This is a genomic window from Kutzneria sp. NPDC051319 (genome assembly GCF_040682195.1).
Taxonomy (GTDB): Bacteria; Actinomycetota; Actinomycetes; order Mycobacteriales; family Pseudonocardiaceae; genus Kutzneria.
On sequence record NZ_JBFBAM010000016.1, the window covers coordinates 63747 to 79171 of the forward strand.

At 70.3% G+C, this 15425-nt stretch carries 17 protein-coding genes; 11 read left to right on the top strand and 6 right to left on the bottom strand.

Annotated features, from left to right (window positions below; genetic code table 11):
- From AB0M73_RS18760 to AB0M73_RS18790, 7 genes are read left to right on the top strand one after another with little or no spacing between them, the layout of a single operon-like run.
- On the top strand, nt 1–936 hold the full coding sequence (locus AB0M73_RS18760; protein WP_363891888.1) for a 3-oxoacyl-[acyl-carrier-protein] synthase III C-terminal domain-containing protein: 936 nt from the start codon (nt 1–3) through the stop codon (nt 934–936).
- On the top strand, nt 933–1526 hold the full coding sequence (locus AB0M73_RS18765) for an acyl-CoA dehydrogenase family protein (protein ID WP_363891890.1): 594 nt from the start codon (nt 933–935) through the stop codon (nt 1524–1526). Before AB0M73_RS18760 ends, AB0M73_RS18765 begins: the two co-directional genes overlap by 4 nt.
- On the top strand, nt 1526–2662 hold the full coding sequence (locus AB0M73_RS18770) for an acyl-CoA dehydrogenase (protein WP_363891892.1): 1137 nt from the start codon (nt 1526–1528) through the stop codon (nt 2660–2662). Before AB0M73_RS18765 ends, AB0M73_RS18770 begins: the two co-directional genes overlap by 1 nt.
- Nucleotides 2655–3377: a hypothetical protein gene (locus AB0M73_RS18775; protein ID WP_363891894.1), complete on the top strand. Its 723-nt coding sequence runs from the start codon at nt 2655–2657 to the stop codon at nt 3375–3377. Before AB0M73_RS18770 ends, AB0M73_RS18775 begins: the two co-directional genes overlap by 8 nt.
- On the top strand, nt 3374–3757 hold the full coding sequence (locus AB0M73_RS18780; RefSeq protein WP_363891896.1) for a holo-ACP synthase: 384 nt from the start codon (nt 3374–3376) through the stop codon (nt 3755–3757). Before AB0M73_RS18775 ends, AB0M73_RS18780 begins: the two co-directional genes overlap by 4 nt.
- Nucleotides 3754–5247 (top strand): AMP-binding protein, encoded by a 1494-nt coding sequence (locus AB0M73_RS18785; protein WP_363891898.1) that lies wholly within the window; start codon nt 3754–3756, stop codon nt 5245–5247. Before AB0M73_RS18780 ends, AB0M73_RS18785 begins: the two co-directional genes overlap by 4 nt.
- A complete protein-coding gene (locus tag AB0M73_RS18790; RefSeq protein WP_363891900.1) occupies nt 5244–6191 on the top strand; it encodes a 3-oxoacyl-[acyl-carrier-protein] synthase III C-terminal domain-containing protein in 948 nt (315 codons plus the stop codon). The genes AB0M73_RS18785 and AB0M73_RS18790 overlap by 4 nt, the downstream gene beginning before the upstream one ends.
- A 323-nt stretch (nt 6192–6514) precedes the next feature.
- Here the strand turns inward: AB0M73_RS18790 and AB0M73_RS18795 are convergent, their stop codons facing one another.
- Together AB0M73_RS18795 and AB0M73_RS18800 are read right to left on the bottom strand one after the other, a co-directional pair.
- The gene (locus AB0M73_RS18795) at nt 6515–7213 is read right to left on the bottom strand and encodes an alpha/beta hydrolase (RefSeq protein ID WP_363891903.1); all 699 of its coding nucleotides are present in this window, start codon (nt 7211–7213) and stop codon (nt 6515–6517) included.
- Between the two features lie 184 nt (nt 7214–7397).
- A complete protein-coding gene (locus AB0M73_RS18800; protein WP_363891905.1) occupies nt 7398–8402 on the bottom strand; it encodes a helix-turn-helix transcriptional regulator in 1005 nt (334 codons plus the stop codon).
- Between the two features lie 170 nt (nt 8403–8572).
- Here AB0M73_RS18800 and AB0M73_RS18805 point away from each other — a divergent pair, with 170 nt between their 5' ends.
- Genes AB0M73_RS18805 through AB0M73_RS18820 form a run of 4 tightly spaced genes read left to right on the top strand, consistent with a single transcriptional unit; the run spans nt 8573 to nt 11903 of the window.
- Nucleotides 8573–8833, top strand: coding sequence for a phosphopantetheine-binding protein (locus AB0M73_RS18805; protein WP_052396112.1), 261 nt, complete (start codon nt 8573–8575; stop codon nt 8831–8833).
- Nucleotides 8826–10313, top strand: a complete 1488-nt coding sequence (locus AB0M73_RS18810) for an acyl-CoA ligase (AMP-forming), exosortase A system-associated (RefSeq protein ID WP_363891908.1) — start codon at nt 8826–8828, stop codon at nt 10311–10313. Before AB0M73_RS18805 ends, AB0M73_RS18810 begins: the two co-directional genes overlap by 8 nt.
- The gene (locus tag AB0M73_RS18815) at nt 10307–11140 is read left to right on the top strand and encodes an ABC transporter ATP-binding protein (RefSeq protein WP_363891910.1); all 834 of its coding nucleotides are present in this window, start codon (nt 10307–10309) and stop codon (nt 11138–11140) included. Before AB0M73_RS18810 ends, AB0M73_RS18815 begins: the two co-directional genes overlap by 7 nt.
- The gene (locus AB0M73_RS18820) at nt 11130–11903 is read left to right on the top strand and encodes an ABC transporter permease (RefSeq protein WP_363891912.1); all 774 of its coding nucleotides are present in this window, start codon (nt 11130–11132) and stop codon (nt 11901–11903) included. The genes AB0M73_RS18815 and AB0M73_RS18820 overlap by 11 nt, the downstream gene beginning before the upstream one ends.
- 63 nt (nt 11904–11966) lie before the next feature.
- On the opposite strand, the gene AB0M73_RS18825 is transcribed toward AB0M73_RS18820, so the two are convergent.
- The 4 genes from AB0M73_RS18825 to AB0M73_RS18840 form a co-directional block, all read right to left on the bottom strand.
- Entirely contained in the window at nt 11967–12407 is a 441-nt protein-coding gene (locus tag AB0M73_RS18825; RefSeq protein ID WP_363891915.1) for a peptidase inhibitor family I36 protein, read from the bottom strand.
- Between the two features lie 84 nt (nt 12408–12491).
- Entirely contained in the window at nt 12492–13241 is a 750-nt protein-coding gene (locus tag AB0M73_RS18830; protein ID WP_363891917.1) for a thioesterase domain-containing protein, read from the bottom strand.
- A complete protein-coding gene (locus tag AB0M73_RS18835) occupies nt 13238–14293 on the bottom strand; it encodes an HAD-IIIC family phosphatase (protein WP_363891919.1) in 1056 nt (351 codons plus the stop codon). The genes AB0M73_RS18830 and AB0M73_RS18835 overlap by 4 nt, the downstream gene beginning before the upstream one ends.
- Nucleotides 14290–15423, bottom strand: a complete 1134-nt coding sequence (locus AB0M73_RS18840) for an acyl-CoA dehydrogenase family protein (RefSeq protein WP_363891921.1) — start codon at nt 15421–15423, stop codon at nt 14290–14292. Before AB0M73_RS18840 ends, AB0M73_RS18835 begins: the two co-directional genes overlap by 4 nt.
- Nucleotides 15424–15425: the final 2 nt, after the last annotated feature.

A 15425-nucleotide genomic window follows, 5' to 3' on the forward strand; every position in this document is an offset into this window, starting at 1 on the left:
ATGCCGATCGGACTGTCCAAAGTGGCCGTCCAGCTGCCGGGACGGTCCGAGCCGGTGCCGGACATCCTGCTGCGCGCCGGGCGGGACGCCATGGAGCGCAAGATGTTCGCCAAGATCCACGGCCTGCGCGAGAGCCCGACGCTGGCCGACCACGAGCAGATGGAGGACCTGTTCGTGGCGGCCGGCCGGGCCGCCCTCGACGGCGGCACGGCCGGGCTGGTGCTCTACGGGCACACCATGCTCACGCAGGAGTTCGGGCTGCGCGGCGGATTCCCGGACCGGGTCCGGGCCCGGCTGGGGCTGTCCGGCAGCCGGTTCTTCGGTCTCTCGCACGTGAACTGCACGTCGGTGCTGCGCAGCCTGGACTTCGCCCGGCGCTACCTGGCCCGCCACCCCGAGGACCGGGTGCTGGTGCTGGGCGGCGACCACGGCAGCGTGCACGACGTGGCCCGGGTGATCCCCGGCATCGCCATCGGCGGCGACGGGGTCGTCGGCCTCACGGTCTCGGCTCACGGCCGCTATCGCTACCTCGGCGGCGTGACCAGCCGTGACCTGCGGTTCCACCGGAACATGCGGATGTCGCCGCGGGAGGCCGAGGAGTTCAGCCGGGTCTGCTGCGACGAGACCGTGAACACGCTGCACAAGGCCGCCGCCGCGGTCGGCATGACCGTGGACGAGCTGGACTGGGTGCTGCCGCACCTGTCCAACCGGATGTTCTGGGGCAGCGTGAGCCGCCGCGCCGGCATCCCCAGGGAGAAGGTCCTGCTGGACCTGATCCCGTTGTGCGGGCACAACTTCGGCGCGGACGCGCTGATGGCTCTTGACCACGCCGACCGCACCGGCCGGCTGCGCCCCGGTGACCGCTGCGCTCTGGTCTCGGTGGCCCAGGGCGCGTACTTCCACACCGCGATCGTCGAAGTCGAGGAGGACTCATGAGCACTGTTCTCGAGCAGTGCGAGCGGATCGCCCGGGACGAGGGTCTGGCCGCCGGCCTGGCCGCCGCGCTGTCGGGCACCGAGGTCACCGCCGCCGCACCAGGAACCTACGCCGCCGTGCGCGCGTCGGATGTGCCCGAGGGGGCGGAGATCCGCACGCACAGCCTGGCCGACCGCGAGGACATCGTGTTCCTGGCCTGCCCGGGCGAGCGGCCGGCCGCGGACTACACGCTGGCCGAGATCGGACGGCTGCTGGCCGCGGTGCGTATCGGCACCGTGCGCCGCCTGCTGGACGAGGCCGTCGCCTACCTGACCGAGCGGACCGTCGGCGACGAGCCCCTGATCCGCAAGCAGCTGATCACCGGCACGATCGGGGACGTCGCCGCCGAGCTGGAGATGGCCCGGGCCTACGCCTGCGTGCCGCTGGCCCCGGACGCGCTGGCCGACCTGCACACCAAGCTCGACGACCTGGGCTGGCAGGTGACGCAGCTGTTCGGCGCGGCCGGCTACATCGCCGACCACCCGGTGCGGGCGCTGTACGTGTCGGCGCTGGTGGCCAACACCTGGATCGACCGGAAGGGAGCGGCGTGATGATCGAGCTCGACGAGAAGCTGCGGGCCGTGCGCGACGACTGCCGGGATGCCGTCGAGGACATGCGCTCCCGGGCCCTGTCCATCGACGCCGACCCGGACGACATGGAGTCGCACTTCAACTCGCCCGTGTACACCATGATCCGGCTGTCCAACACGCCGCCGGAGTACCGCGAGTCCGTCCCCGGCGGATTCCGTCTGATGCGGGCGAAGTCGGTGCTGGAGGACATCGTCGGCATGGTCGAGCTGGCCCGCGGCGACATGTCCACCATGTTCGCCTGCCCGTGCCCGGCGCTGGCCGGCGTGTACGTCAGCCTGCTGGGCAACCCGGCGCAGCAGGAGAAGTTCTACACACGCCTGCACGGCGGCCGGACCTGGACGTTCTTCGCGATGAGCGAGCCGGGAGCCGGCAGTGACGCCACCAACATGACCACCAGGCTGGAGAAGGACGGCAACGGCGGCTACCTGATGTACGGCGCCAAGCGGTACATCGGCCACGGCGCGCGCGGTGGCATCGGCCTGGTTTTCGGCCGCACGGGCCGTTCCGCGCTGTCGATTCGGGCCGCCATGGTCGAGGTGCCGGCCTCGGGATTCACGGCGCAGCGCCTGAACACGGTCGGCCTGCGCGGCGCCTACCTGTCCGAGCTTCAGTTCGACGGCGTGCCGGTGGCCGCGGACATGCTGCTGGGCGAACACCTGCCGGTCACCCGGCGCGGGATCTGGGGCGCGGTCAAGACGTTGAACAACATGCGGATCCAGATCTCGGCCTCGGCCGTGGGCACCGCGATGGCCATCACGGAATACGTGGCCGAGCACCGGAAGAACGCCCCCGGCGTGGACCTGGCGCTGGCCCGGGCCGAGGCCGGCAAGCAGCTGATCTTCCAGGCCGCGGCCCGCCTCGACGCCGACCCGGAGCGGGGCTACTTCGCCAGCGCGTCCAAGCTCAGCGCCGTGCGGATGGCCCAGCAGACCGCGCAGTGGGCCATCGCGTCCATCGGCCCGGCCGGCCTGATCGAGCATCCGCTGCTGGAGAAGTGGACCCGGGACGTGCGGGCCTTCGAGTTCATGGACGGCACCAGCAACATCCAGCGCCTGCACGTGGCCCGCGGCTACCAGTCGGGAGACGCAGATGGCTGATCTGAGCATCACTCGGTTGTGCGCGGCCGTTCGGACGCACACGGACTACCTTCCGTTGAGGGCGTTTCCGGACGACCTGCTGCCCAAACAGCGGGTGGAGGCGGCGATCCAGGAGGGCATCCCGCAGGAGCACCTGATCGTCGTCAACCCGGCCGACTCGGATCTTCCTGAGCTGAGCGACTTGGCGCTGGCCGCGGTCGGCGTGCCGGACGACGACCAGCCGCTGTTCCTGATCCGGTCCGGCCCGCTGCGCGACCCGATGGTCACGCTGCTGGCGCGCATGGTGCTGAAGTTCGGCTGGCGCGGCGACGACATCGGCATCACGCACCTGGACGAACTCGGTGGCACCGTGGGATTCGAGCTGCTGGACTGGGCGGTTCCCTCCGTGGCAACGGTGTTGATCTGCGACGAGCCGGTGTTCGCCGACGCCCGCGTCGGCACCGGCCGCTTCGCCACCGTGGGCCTGCGCGTGCAGCAGGGCCCCGGTCCGCTGCGGGTTCTCAACGCGGGCGAGGGCGCCCCGAGGTCCTTTTCGGACGTCGAGTGGCGGTTCACCGGGGCCGGCGCGTGCGACGGCTGGCTGGACGTGCACGCGGCGTTGAGCGCCGGCGACATCGCCGACGGCGACCGGATCCTGTTGCACACCAAGGGACCGCTGCGTGAGGGCTGGCTGCTGGCCCAGGTCGTGGACGCCGCGGCGGTGGAACTGGCATGAAGATCGCCGTCGACCTGCTGTCGGTGTCCCGCTTCAGCCGGGTCGCCGAACACCGCCGCTACCGCGGGCTCGTGTTCACCGAGGGCGAGCTGGCGCAGGCGGGGGAGCCCGGCACGGCGCGGCACGCCGAGCGGCTGGCCGGCCGGTTCTGCGTCAAGGAGGCCGTCTGCAAGCTGCTGGGCCGCGGCTTCGGGCAGGGCCTGCGCTGGCGGGACATCGAGGTGATCGCGGACGAGTGGGGAGCGCCCGCGGTGACTCTGCACGGCGGGGCCGAGCGGCTGGCCGACGCGGCGCGGCTCGGTGACATCGCCGTCTCCATCACCCATCAAGTGGATCTTGTCGTCGCGGTGGCCGCCGCCGTGCGGAAGGGAACGTCATGACCAGGAGCATCGCCACCGAGGGCGTGCTGCACGGCTGGTTCCTGCGCAGTCTGCGCCGGAACCCGACGGCGGTCGCGCTGCGGGTGGCCGGAGAATCGTATACGTACCAGCAGATCCACGACCACGCGCTGGCGCTGGCCGGCGAGCTGGTCGCCCGCCTGGGCACGCAGCCGCGCCGTGTCGGCCTGCTGGCCAGCCGCAGCGAGCTCGCCTACGCCGGCATCCTGGCCGCCGGGTACGCGGGCGCCGCGGTGGTGCCGCTGAACCCGGACTTCCCGGCCGAGCGGACCCAGGGCATGATCACCGCCGCCGGCCTCGACGCGCTGCTGGTCGACGACAACGGCCGACCCTTGTTGGGGGAGTTGGGTTCTGCGCTCGGCGGCGCGCCCGTGATCTTGGAGACCGCCGCGCCGCCGCTGGAGCACCCGCACTCGGCCGAGCCCGACGACATCGCCTACATCCTGTTCACGTCCGGCTCGACGGGGCGGCCCAAGGGCGTGCCGGTGCGGCACCGCAACGTCGAGTTCTACCTGCGGTTCGTGCACGACCGCTATGGCTTCGGTCCGTCGGACGTGTTCTCGCAGACCGGCGAGCTGACCTTCGACCTGGCGATGTTCGACATCTTCAGCGCCTGGGGGTGCGGCGGGACGCTGGTGTGCATGCCGCCGCAGGCCTTCGTGGCCGTGCCGCAGTTCGTGCGCAAGCACGGGATCACCGTGTGGTGCTCGTCGCCGAGCGTGATCTCCTTGGTGCGGCGCATGGGAAAGCTGACGCCGGGATGCATGCCGTCCATGCGGCTGGCCGTGTTCTGCGGCGAGCCGCTGCTGCGGGACGACGCCGCCGAGTGGCAGGCCGCGACCGGTGGGCTGGTGGAGAACCTGTACGGGCCCACCGAGCTGACGATCTCGTGCAGCGTGCACACGTGGGACCCCGTGACGTCGCCTTCGCTGTGCGTCAACGACATCGTGTTGATCGGCACCATGCACCCGGGCCTGGACTACGTTCTGGTCGACCCGGATGGGGTCGTCGGGGTCTCTTCCGGCGAGTTGTGCGTGACCGGGCCACAGATGTTCCCCGGTTATCTGGATCCGCGTGACGACTCCGGCCGGTTCCTGGAGCACGACGGCCGGCGCTGGTACCGCACCGGCGACATCGCACGGCTGCAACCCAACGGGGAGCTGGCCTTTCTCGGTCGCCGTGACCACCAGGTGAAGATCCATGGCGTGCGGGTCGAGCTGTCCGAAGTGGAGAGTGGCCTGCGGCGGCTGGCCGGCGTCACCGATGCCGTGGCGATCGCCCTGGACGGCGAGCTGTACGCCTTCTATCTGGGCGAGGAGCGGCCGGCCGCCGACCTCATGGAGGAGATGGGCACGTTCTTCCCCCGGTACCTCATTCCGCTGCACTACCAGCATCTGGCCGAGTTCCCGTTGAACAGCAACCGGAAGACCGACCGTCCGGTGCTCACCGCGCGGATCAGGAGCGGGTTGTGAGCGTCGGGCTGTCCCGGGTGGCGGTGCGGCTGCCGAGCTGGGTGGAGCCGGTCGACGACATCATGGTGCGGGCAGGGCGGCCGGTGACCGAGCGCAAGATGTTCACCAAGGTCTACGGCCTGCGGGACATCCCGTCGCTGGCGCCCGACCAGTCGTACGAGGACGTCCTCGTCGAGGCTGGTCGGGCCGCGCTGGCCGGCGGCACCGCCGATCTCGTCCTGTATGGACACACGATGCTGATGGCCGAGACCGACCTGTGCGCGGAGTTCCCGGACCGGCTGCGGGCTCGCCTGGGCCTCAGCGATGCGCGGTTCTACGGTCTCTCGCACATCAACTGCGCCTCGGTGCTGCGCGGTGTGGAGTACGCCCGTATGTACCTGGCCCGGCCCGGGGCTTCGGGCTCCGAGCGGGTGCTGGTGCTCGGCGGCGACCAGGGCAGCGTCGGCGACGACGCCCGGGTCATCGCCGGCACCACCGTCAGCGGGGACTGCGCCGCCGGAGTCATCGTCCACAGCGGACAGTCGGCCCGTTACCGCTATCTCGGTGGGGCCGGGGGTCGGGATGCCCGGTTCCATCGGAACATCCGGATGACCAAGGAGGAGAATGCCTTGTTCGCCAAGGTGTGTTCCGCCCAGGTCGTCGAGACCGTCGAGCGGGCGGTGGCGTCCGCCGGCATGACCCTGGACCAGCTGGACTGGGTGCTGCCGCACCTGAACAACAAGATGTTCTGGCGGACGTTCAGCATCCAGTCCGGCATCCCACGGGACAAGATCTGCCTGGACCTGATGCCCGAGACCGGGCACAGCTTCGGGGCCGACGCCCTGATGGCCATGGAGCACGCCGACCGCATCGGCCGGCTGCGCCCCGGCGACCGCTGCGCGATGATCGCCATCGGCCAGGGCGCCTACTTCCAGTCCATGATCATCGAAGTGCTGCCGGACTGACGGCCAACCCCCGCGAGTCCCGCTCTCGGGCAAGCATGTGTTGAGTTCGTGTTGCTGGAGAGCGGGACTCGCCGGTCGGTGCTGCCGGCGGCTCAGGCTCGTCGCCGTTGGCCGGTGGCTTCCACCCACCCCGTAACACGAGCCAGCCGGCGGCTCCGCCCACCCATCCCCGGCCGGGACCAGCTCTCCCGGCGGGCGCCCAGAGTGGGCGGAGTTACCCCCGCGAGTCCCGCTCTCCGACACACCGAAATGCGGTTTCGGGCAGACGTGTCGTGTGCCGGAAACCGCATTTCGGTGTGACCCTGAGCGGGACTCGCGGGGGTTCAGGCGGCGGCGGTGGCGATGAGGGTGGCGACCGTGGCGGGCTGGGAGACGAGGACGGCGTGGGAGGCGTCGGGGACCTCGACGACGGTGGCGTTGGCGCGCTGGGCCATGAAGTGCTGGGCGGCCGGCGGGATGTTCTTGTCGCCGGTGGGGATGAGCGACCACGCGGGGACGGTGTGCCAGGCGGGGGCGCCGGAGCCCTCGGTGAGGGCGGCCTCGGTGACGGGGCGCTGGGTGGCGGCCATGAGGGCGGCCTGGTCGGCGGGCACGTCGGCGGCGAACTGGTTGCGGAACAGCTCTTGCCGCACGTAGAAGTCGGTGTTGCCGTCGGGCTGGGCGACGGTGCGCAGGGTGTCGCCGAGGGTGCTGCCGGGGAACTTGTTGGACAGCTCCAGGGCGCTCTCGCCCTGCTCGGGCAGGAAGCCGGCGATGTAGACCAGCGCCTTGACGTTGGCTTGGTCGACGGCGGCGTTGCTGATGACGGCGCCGCCGTAGGAGTGGCCGACCAGGACGACGGGCCCGTCGACGCTCTGGGCCAGGGCCTTGACGGAGGCGGCGTCGGCGGCGAGGCCGCGCAGCGGGTTGGCGGCGGCGATGACCGGGAAGCCGCGGCCGGTCAGGTCGGCGATCACGCCGTTCCAGCTGGCGGAGTCGGCGAACGCGCCGTGCACGAGGATCACGGTCGGCTGGGTGCTCATCTCGGTGTCTCCTTCGGTCTCTCGCTGACATCGAGAACAGTAGGCGATTACATCGTGCACAATCAAGTTGCGAACGATGTGTCGCGGGTCACCCGACTGGGCGGCCCGGTTCACGATGTCTGGCGGTGGGACCGACCCGCACCGCGGGACCGGACGTGTTGCCCTCCTATCGGGACAGAAGGACCTAAGCGCTCATCGTCAGCCGTGACGCCGCCAGCACGCCGGCCTGGAAACGGCTGACGGCGTCGAGGTTCTGCAGCAGCGCGGCGATGTGGCGGCGGCAGGTCCGCACCGACATGCCGAGCCGGCGGGCGACGACCTCGTCGGTGAGGCCCTGGGCCATCAGGCGGGCCACGCTCTGCTGGAGGTCGTCGATGGCGTCGGCGTAGCCGGTGTCCTCGGAGGCGAACGGGGTGGCGTTGTCCCAGAGCTGCCCGAACATGTCCAGCAGGAACCGCACGACGTTGCGGTCGCGGACCCGGCGCGCGGTGGGCATGCCGTCGTCGAAGCTGAACATGACGGCCAGAGAGCGGTCGAAGACCACGGCCGCCTGCGGAACCTGGCTCAGCGTACGGATTTCCGCGCCGTCGGCGATGAGACGCTTGGCCTTGGCCCGGGACGCGAAGCCGGCGCGGCTGCGGTGCGGGCACACCACCCGTACCGACACCGACCGCTCCAACACCGAGTAGCACGGCGCGAGGAGCTCGTCGAGCAGCTCATCGTCGTCATGGCCGGGCCGCAGCACGACCATCTCGTCCCGGCAGACCTCGGCGGCCAGCTTGAACAGCCCACGGATCTCGGCCACGCCCTCCAGGCTGTCGATCGCGCCGACGGGCTCGCTCACGTCGACCGACGGCCGGGTGATGGAGTCGATGCGGTCGCGCAGCCGGTCGGCCAGCTCCCGCCGCTGGTACATGGCCCGCTCGATGGGGGAGATCAGCAGCGTCGCCGCGACCTCGGGATCCATCGGCAGGTACCGGCCGGTCGACCCGTCGGTGCGCAGCAGGTGCAGCTCCACCAGGCGGGTCACGGCCGCGAACACCTCGGCGATGGGCAGCGCGAGGTCGGCGGCGGCCCGCTCCGGCGAGATGATCTCGCCGACGCGCACGGCGTAGCGGTAGACCTCCGCCTCGCGGTCGTCGGGCACACCGTCGACAACGGGCAGTGGCCCCAGGGTAACCACGGACATGTCGCCTCCCAGTCCTTGTGCTCAGCGACATCCACGGTGTCAAACGATCTTCTCGCGCCACTACTGCCGCGCCACTGCCCCGGTGATGGCGCGGTGATGGTGGCGTGAGCGAGGCACATGGTCGACTCGGCGAAGCGTCCAGCCCGACCCCGCAGCCGAGTGAGGAATCCATGGACATACCGCGCTCCTTCCGCAAGACCCTGCTGGCCCACCTGCCCTACGCGGTCAACGAGGACTTCACCGCCGCCGACGACCTGGCCGCGCTCGGCCTGAACTCGATGGGCCTGGTGCAGCTGCTGACCGACCTGGAGGAGACCTTCGGCCTGGAGCTGCCGGACGAGCTGATCACGGAGGAGACCTTCGCGACCGCCGGCTCGCTGTGGGCCACGGTGGCCGAACTCGTGCCCGCGGGGCAGTTCAGCGATGCGTGAGGTTCGGGTCGATCAACTCCTCGGCCATGGGGACCCGGACCGCCCGGCGCTGACCTTCAAGGACGCCACGCTGAGCTATCGGGAACTGGCCGACCGGGTCGGGCGGCTGGCCGCCGGCCTGGCCGGGCTCGGGGTGCGCCGGGGCGACCGGGTCGCGGTGTACGCGGAGAAGCGCATCGACACGGTGGTCGCCCTGATGGCGATCTCCGCCGCGGGGGCCGCCTTCGTGCCGGTGAACCCGCTGTTCAAGGCCCGGCACCTGGCCCACGTCATCGAGGACTGCACGCCGCGGCTCGTGATCACCACCGCCGAGCGCCTGGACACGGTCCGTGACGCGTCGGCGGAGATCCCGGTGGTGGTGTTCGGCTCCGAGCAGTGGCGGGCGTTGAGTGAGTCCGAGCCGTCGACAACACCTGTTGTCATCGACCAGGACGTCGCCGCGATCATGTACACCAGCGGCAGCACCGGCGGCCCCAAAGGCGTTGTGCTGTCGCACCGCAACATCCTCGCCGGTGCGGAGAGCGTGGCCAGCTACCTCAAGCAGCGCGCCGACGACGTCGTGCTCGCAGCGCTGCCCCTCAGCTTCGACGCCGGCTTCAGCCAGCTGACCACGTCGTTCCTGGTCGGCGCGCACGTCGTGCTGGTGAACTACCTGCTGCCCCGCGAGATCGTGAAGCTGTGCGCCAAACACGGCGTGACCGGCCTGACCTGCGTGCCGCCGCTGTGGCTGCAACTCGTCACGCAGACCTGGCCGGCGGAGTCCACCACGAGCCTGCGTTACTTCGCCAACACCGGCGGACGCATGCCCCGCGCCACCCTCGCCCGGCTGCGCGAGATCTTCCCGGCCGCCGAGCCGTACCTCATGTACGGGCTCACCGAAGCGTTCCGTTCCACCTACCTCGACCCGGCCGAGGCCGACCGCCGGCCGGACTCCATCGGCAAAGCCATTCCCAACGCCGAGATCCTCGTCGTCCACCCGGACGGCACGCCGTGCGAACCCGGTGAGTCCGGCGAGCTCGTGCACCGCGGAGCCCTGGTGGCGCAAGGCTATTGGCGCGATCCGGTGCGCACCGCCGAGCGATTCCGTCCCCTGCCGACGAGTTACGGCAGCGAGATCGCCGTCTGGTCCGGGGACACCGTGTACCAGGACGAGGACGGCTTCCTGTACTTCGTCGGCCGCGGCGACGACATGATCAAGACCTCCGGCTACCGGGTCAGCCCCACGGAGATCGAGGAGGCCGCCTACGCGACCGGCCTCGTCGGCGAGGCGGTCGCGCTCGGCGTCGACGACGAGCGGCTCGGCCAGCACATCGTGCTCGTCGTGACGTTGCTCGGCGGCGCCGGGGATCTCGGGAAGGCCCTTTCCGAGGCGCTGCCGGCGTACATGCTTCCGCACCGCGTCGACGTGCGGGACCAGCTGCCCAGGTCGGTCAACGGCAAGTTCGACCGGCACCTACTGGCCAAGGAGCTGTCGTGTTAGAAGCCACCGACCTGACCAAGAAGTACGACGAGGTGCAGGCGCTGGACGGGTTCAGCCTGTCCGTGGCCGCCGGCGAGATCTGCGGGCTGGTCGGCCACAACGGCGCTGGCAAGACCACCTTCGTGGATATGGTGTCCGGGCTGCTCAAGCCAGACAGCGGCGCCGTGCTCGTGGACGGCGTGCCGCCGCACGAGACCCGGGGCGAGATCGGCATCTCGCCGCAGCACATCGCCCTGTACCGGCCGCTGAGCGTGCGCGAGCACCTTGAGCTGTACGGCCGGCTGGCCGGCCTGCGGCGCAAGGCCCTCAAGGCCGAGATCGAGGAACTGGCCACGGCCATGCAGCTCACCAGCTTCCTGGAGCGCCGTGCCGGTCTGCTGTCCGGCGGCCAGCAGCGGCGCACCCAGGCCGCGACCGCGCTGATCCACCGGCCCAAGCTGCTGCTGATGGACGAGCCGACCGCCGGCGCCGACCCCGAGACCCGGCAGGCGCTGCTGGACGTCGTCAAGCAGCGGGCCGCCGAAGGCGCGGCGATCGTCTACACCACGCACTACCTCAACGAACTCGCCGATCTCAAGGCCAGCCTCGCAGTTGCCTCGCACGGCAAGGTGATCGCCCGCGGCAGCAGCGCCGAGCTGCTCGACGGCCTGCCCGGCGAGGTCCGCGTGCGCACGACCGACCACGAATACCACCGCGCCACAACGGATCCGACCGCCGCGCTGATGGCAGTCCTCGCCGAGGCCCGCGGCACCGTCGAGTCCGTCGAACTGCGCAACCCCGACCTTGACGACCTCTACCGTTCCCTGGCGGTCTCCGATGTCCACTGACACCCTGCGCGTTCCCGAGCCGCTGATCCGGGCGGGCGCGCTGATCAAGTACAACTCGCTGCTGCGGCTGCGCGACCCGTCCCAGCTGATCAGCTACCTGGTCGCGCCCATGGTGTTCATGGTGATGTTCCAACCCCTGTACACCAAGGCGCTGGACTACGGCTCGATCCAGGCCGTCACCGGGCAGCTGATGATGTTCTCGGTGTTCGCCATGTCCATCGTGGCCAACTCGATCTTCGTCGAACGCGAGTGGCTCACCTGGGACCGGTTGCGCGCCAGCCGTGCCGCCCGGGCCGAGCTGCTCATCGGCAAGGCCCTGCCGGTGTTCTTCGTGCTGCTCATCCAGCAGGCCGTGCTGATCGTCTTCGGCTGGGCCGTGGTCGGCATGCCGTTCCCGAAGTCCCTGGGGCTGCTCACGTTGGCCATGTGCGTGTGGGGTTTCGCCCTGCTGGGCATGGGGGCCATGCTGTCCACCATCGTCCGCAGCCGCGGCGACCTGTTCGTCGCCTGCGACGTCGGCGCGCTGCTGATCAGCTCCATCGGCGGCGCCATCCTGCCCGTCGACCTGATGCCGCCGTGGGCCCAGGCCATCACCACCTTCTCGCCCGGCACCTACGGCCTGTCCATGCTCCGCTCTGCCGTCCAGGGCGACGTCGCCGGCACCCTGCAACCCGGGCTGATCTGCTTGGTCATCGGGTTGATCTGCGGCGCCGTGGCCACGTTCCGCCTCGCGCACGGCTGGGGCCGCAGCCACCTGGTGTGAACCGTCCACAAAGGAACGCGCGCTTTCCCTCGTATTGAGGGGAAGCGCGCGTTCACCCGTTCGTCAGCAGTTCCCCGACGGGTCCAGGCTCTGCGACTCGTTCTGGTTGGCGAGCGGCGACAGGTTCCCGACGCTGTCGTTGGGCCGGATGACCCACCGCTCGGCACCGGTGCAGCTCGTGTGGGTGTACAGCCGCACGATGCCGGACGTCAGGTTCAGGGCCGAAACGGCGTTGCGCCAGACGCATTTCCCCTGGCCGAGGCCCGGGCCCTTGAACTCGTAACAGGTCGGCTGGTGGTCGCCGTAGGTCGGGATGGACGTGGTGAAGTCTGAAACCGATCCGGTGAGGCCGGGGCCGTAGTACAGGCAGAACTCGCCGGTCTCGCACACGCCGTTGCGGGTCGGCGTGGCAGCGGTGGCCGTGCCGGCAAGCGAAACCGCCAGCGCGGTGGCCGCGCCGGCGGCGAGGGTGGTGCGGATGACTCGTTTTCCCCAGGTGGTCATGACATTCCCTCCTCGTGACGAGTGGAACTCATTCCGAGGGCGAATGGTGCCAACGCCGACCCGGGCGTCGAGGGCGAATCGGACTCAGTCACCTGATCGGCACAGGACGCCGGCGATCACCCGCAGCGTCTCCTCCTGCTGCTCCAGCACGGCGAAGTGGCCGCCGTTCAACGGGTGCAGGCGGAAGCCGGCGGTGGTCTGGTCGGCCCAGCCACGCATGGAGTCGTAGGTGGCCTGCTGGTCCTCGACGCCGCCCAGCGCCAGGATGGGGACGTCGAGCTCGGGGCGGGGCATGTAGCGGTAGGCGACCTTGGCGGTGAGGTCGGCCCGCAGCGGGGGCATGATCATCTTGAGTATCCTCCGGTCGGTGAGGTACTGCTCGGGGGTGCCGCCGAGGTCCCGCAGCAGGGCGACGATCTCTTCGTCGGTCACGGCGTCGTCGGCGAAGTCCTCGGACTGCGGGGCGGAGAAGCCGGACACGATGAGGTGGGACGGCATGGGCCCGCCCAGGCCCCGGATGACGTGCAGCACCTCGAAAGCGGTCAACGCCCCGAAGCTGTGGCCGTACACCGCATAGGGCGCGTCCTGGGCGTCGGCGAGCAGCGCCTCGGCCAGTTCCGAGGCCAGGGAAGGGATGTCCACGTGCGGGTTCTCCCGGAGTCGGGTCTCCCGGCCGGGATACTGCACGGGAAGCACGCTGACACCGGGAATCCGGCCGATCCACGGGCGGAAGGCCGAGGCGGAGCCGCCGGCGTGCGGCAGGCAGTACAGCCGAAGGCCACCCTCCGTGTCCGGAAAGGGCAGCCAACGGCTGTGACCGACGGTGGCGGTCACTCCACGACCTCCATGACGACGTAGCCGGGCGGCGGCTGGATCTGGCTCAGGTCGGCGGCCAACACGACGTGCTTGCCGTCGCGGGAGGCCTCGCGGAAGCCGCTGAAGGCGTAGGTGATCTGCATCATCCGGTTCCGCCCGGTCTCCACGAAGTCGGCCCGCAGCCCGGCGCCGGCCGCACGGGCCAGGCCCATGATGTGTCCAAGCAGGACAGTGCCGACGCCGCGGGACATCACCCGGCACGACATCAGCATCATGTTCAGCCGCCAGTCCGGAGAGTCCTTCTCCACCAGGGCCAGGCCGATCTTCCCGTACGAGCCGAAGCGGTCGGTCAGCGAGGCCACCAGCAGCAAGTGGTCCGGTGACTCCCGCAACGCGTCCAGCTCGTCGTAGGAGTACGTGCGGCCGGTGGAGTTGAGCTGGTTGGTGCGCACGGTCAGCTCCTCGGCCCGCTGGAGGTCCTCCCGTCGGGCCGGAGCGATGGTGAAGGTCATGCCCAGGCTGGCCAGGAACTCCTCGCTGGTGCCGACGAAGTCGGACTCGATCTCGTCCCGCGCCAGCTGGCTCCGGTACATGCCGCGGCGCTGGGCCGACTCGTCGGTCACGAACCGCGGCCGGAACTCCGGGCGTGACAACACCTCGTCCATCACGGCACTGTCCACACAGGTCACCTGGGGCAGCGCGTGGCCGACCTCGGCCAGCTCGAACTCCTGGTCATCGACGAAGGCGAACGCGTCCAGCCCGAGATTGAGCTTGGCCGCGATGCGCTCGACCGACGAGGACTTGGCGTTCCACGAGATCTGCGGCCACAGGAACACGTCGGCCAGGCCCAGCTCGGCCAGCTTGGCCATGGCCGCCGCGTGGTCGTTCTTGCTGGCCACGGAGTTCAGCACGCCCATCGAGTCCAGCCGGCGGATATGGTCCACAACGGACTGTCGGACCGTGACGGCGGAGTCCTCCAGCAGCACGCCGTCCCACAGCGTGTTGTCCAGGTCCCACACCACACACTTGATCTTGCCCTGTACGGGCTTGGCGAGTAGCTCGGCGGTCACGGCTCCCACTTCCGGTAGGCCTCGGCGGCGATGGTCATCCGCTGGATCTCGGTGCTGCCCTCGATGATCTCCATGACCTTGGCGTCACGGTAGAAGCGCCCGACCGGGAACTCCGGGCTGCATCCGTTGGCCCCGTGCACCTGCACCGCCTCGGACGCGTGCCGGGCGGCGGCGGTGGAGGCGAAGTACTTGGCGATCCACGTGGCCATGATGGTGGCGGCGTCGCCGCGGTCCTTGAGCCGGCCGGCCTCGGCCAGCAGCAGCCGCGCTGCCCGCACATCGGTGACCATGTCCGACAGCTTGGCCTGGATCAACGGCAGGTCCCGCAGCGCGGTGCCGCCCACGCGGCGCTCGGCGGCGTAGGCCGAACACGCGTCGATGCAGGCCTGGATGATGCCGACCGAGCCGGCGGCCACGCTGTAACGGCCGAGGTCCAACGTGCCGGTGAGCACCATGCCCGAAGCGAAACCGCTGGGCCCCAACAGGGCCTCGGGTCCCAGCTCGACATCGGAGAAGGCGATCTCGGCCAGCATCGACGACCGGGTGCCGAGCATGTCGTCGATCGGGTTCACCAGCACGCCGGGCGCGGTGCTGGGCACCAGCAGCGCGACGGTGCTGGCCGGCCCCTTGGCGAACACCAGGAACAGATCGGCTCGCTGTCCGTTGGTGGTCCACTTCTTCAGGCCGTTGAGCAGCCAGCCGCCCTTGTGCGGCACGGCGGTCGTGATGATCGCCGCGGTGTCGCTGCCGGCGCCCGGCTCGGACAGGCAGAACGCCCCGAGCGTGCGGCCGGTGGCCAGCGCCGGCCCCCACTGCTGGATCTGGGCGTCGGTGCCGAAGCGTTGCAGCGCCCAGGACAGCATGGTGTGCACGGTGAGCAGGCTGCGCACCGACGAGCAGCCGCGGCCCACCTCCTCGTGGATCTCGCCGAGCGTCACCATGTCGATGCCCGAGCCGCCGATCTCGACCGGCAGGAACGGGGCCCACAGGCCGGCGTCGGCGATCCGGTCCAGCAGCTCCTCCGGGATCGCGCCGGCCCGGTCCCAGGCGTCCGCGTTCGGCCTGATCTCGGAGTCCACGAAGGACCGCGCGTAGGCCCGGTCGAGCGTGGGGGCCAGTTGCTGGGTCATGT

Coding starts and splice junctions, on each gene's coding strand:
- AB0M73_RS18760 (WP_363891888.1), top strand. CDS start 1: ATGCCGATCGGACTGTCCAAAGTGGCCGTCCAGCTGCCGGGACGGTCC.
- AB0M73_RS18765 (WP_363891890.1), top strand. CDS start 933: ATGAGCACTGTTCTCGAGCAGTGCGAGCGGATCGCCCGGGACGAGGGT.
- AB0M73_RS18770 (WP_363891892.1), top strand. CDS start 1,526: ATGATCGAGCTCGACGAGAAGCTGCGGGCCGTGCGCGACGACTGCCGG.
- AB0M73_RS18775 (WP_363891894.1), top strand. CDS start 2,655: ATGGCTGATCTGAGCATCACTCGGTTGTGCGCGGCCGTTCGGACGCAC.
- AB0M73_RS18780 (WP_363891896.1), top strand. CDS start 3,374: ATGAAGATCGCCGTCGACCTGCTGTCGGTGTCCCGCTTCAGCCGGGTC.
- AB0M73_RS18785 (WP_363891898.1), top strand. CDS start 3,754: ATGACCAGGAGCATCGCCACCGAGGGCGTGCTGCACGGCTGGTTCCTG.
- AB0M73_RS18795 (WP_363891903.1), bottom strand. CDS start 7,213: ATGAGCACCCAGCCGACCGTGATCCTCGTGCACGGCGCGTTCGCCGAC.
- AB0M73_RS18800 (WP_363891905.1), bottom strand. CDS start 8,402: ATGTCCGTGGTTACCCTGGGGCCACTGCCCGTTGTCGACGGTGTGCCC.
- AB0M73_RS18805 (WP_052396112.1), top strand. CDS start 8,573: ATGGACATACCGCGCTCCTTCCGCAAGACCCTGCTGGCCCACCTGCCC.
- AB0M73_RS18810 (WP_363891908.1), top strand. CDS start 8,826: ATGCGTGAGGTTCGGGTCGATCAACTCCTCGGCCATGGGGACCCGGAC.
- AB0M73_RS18820 (WP_363891912.1), top strand. CDS start 11,130: ATGTCCACTGACACCCTGCGCGTTCCCGAGCCGCTGATCCGGGCGGGC.
- AB0M73_RS18825 (WP_363891915.1), bottom strand. CDS start 12,407: ATGACCACCTGGGGAAAACGAGTCATCCGCACCACCCTCGCCGCCGGC.
- AB0M73_RS18840 (WP_363891921.1), bottom strand. CDS start 15,423: ATGACCCAGCAACTGGCCCCCACGCTCGACCGGGCCTACGCGCGGTCC.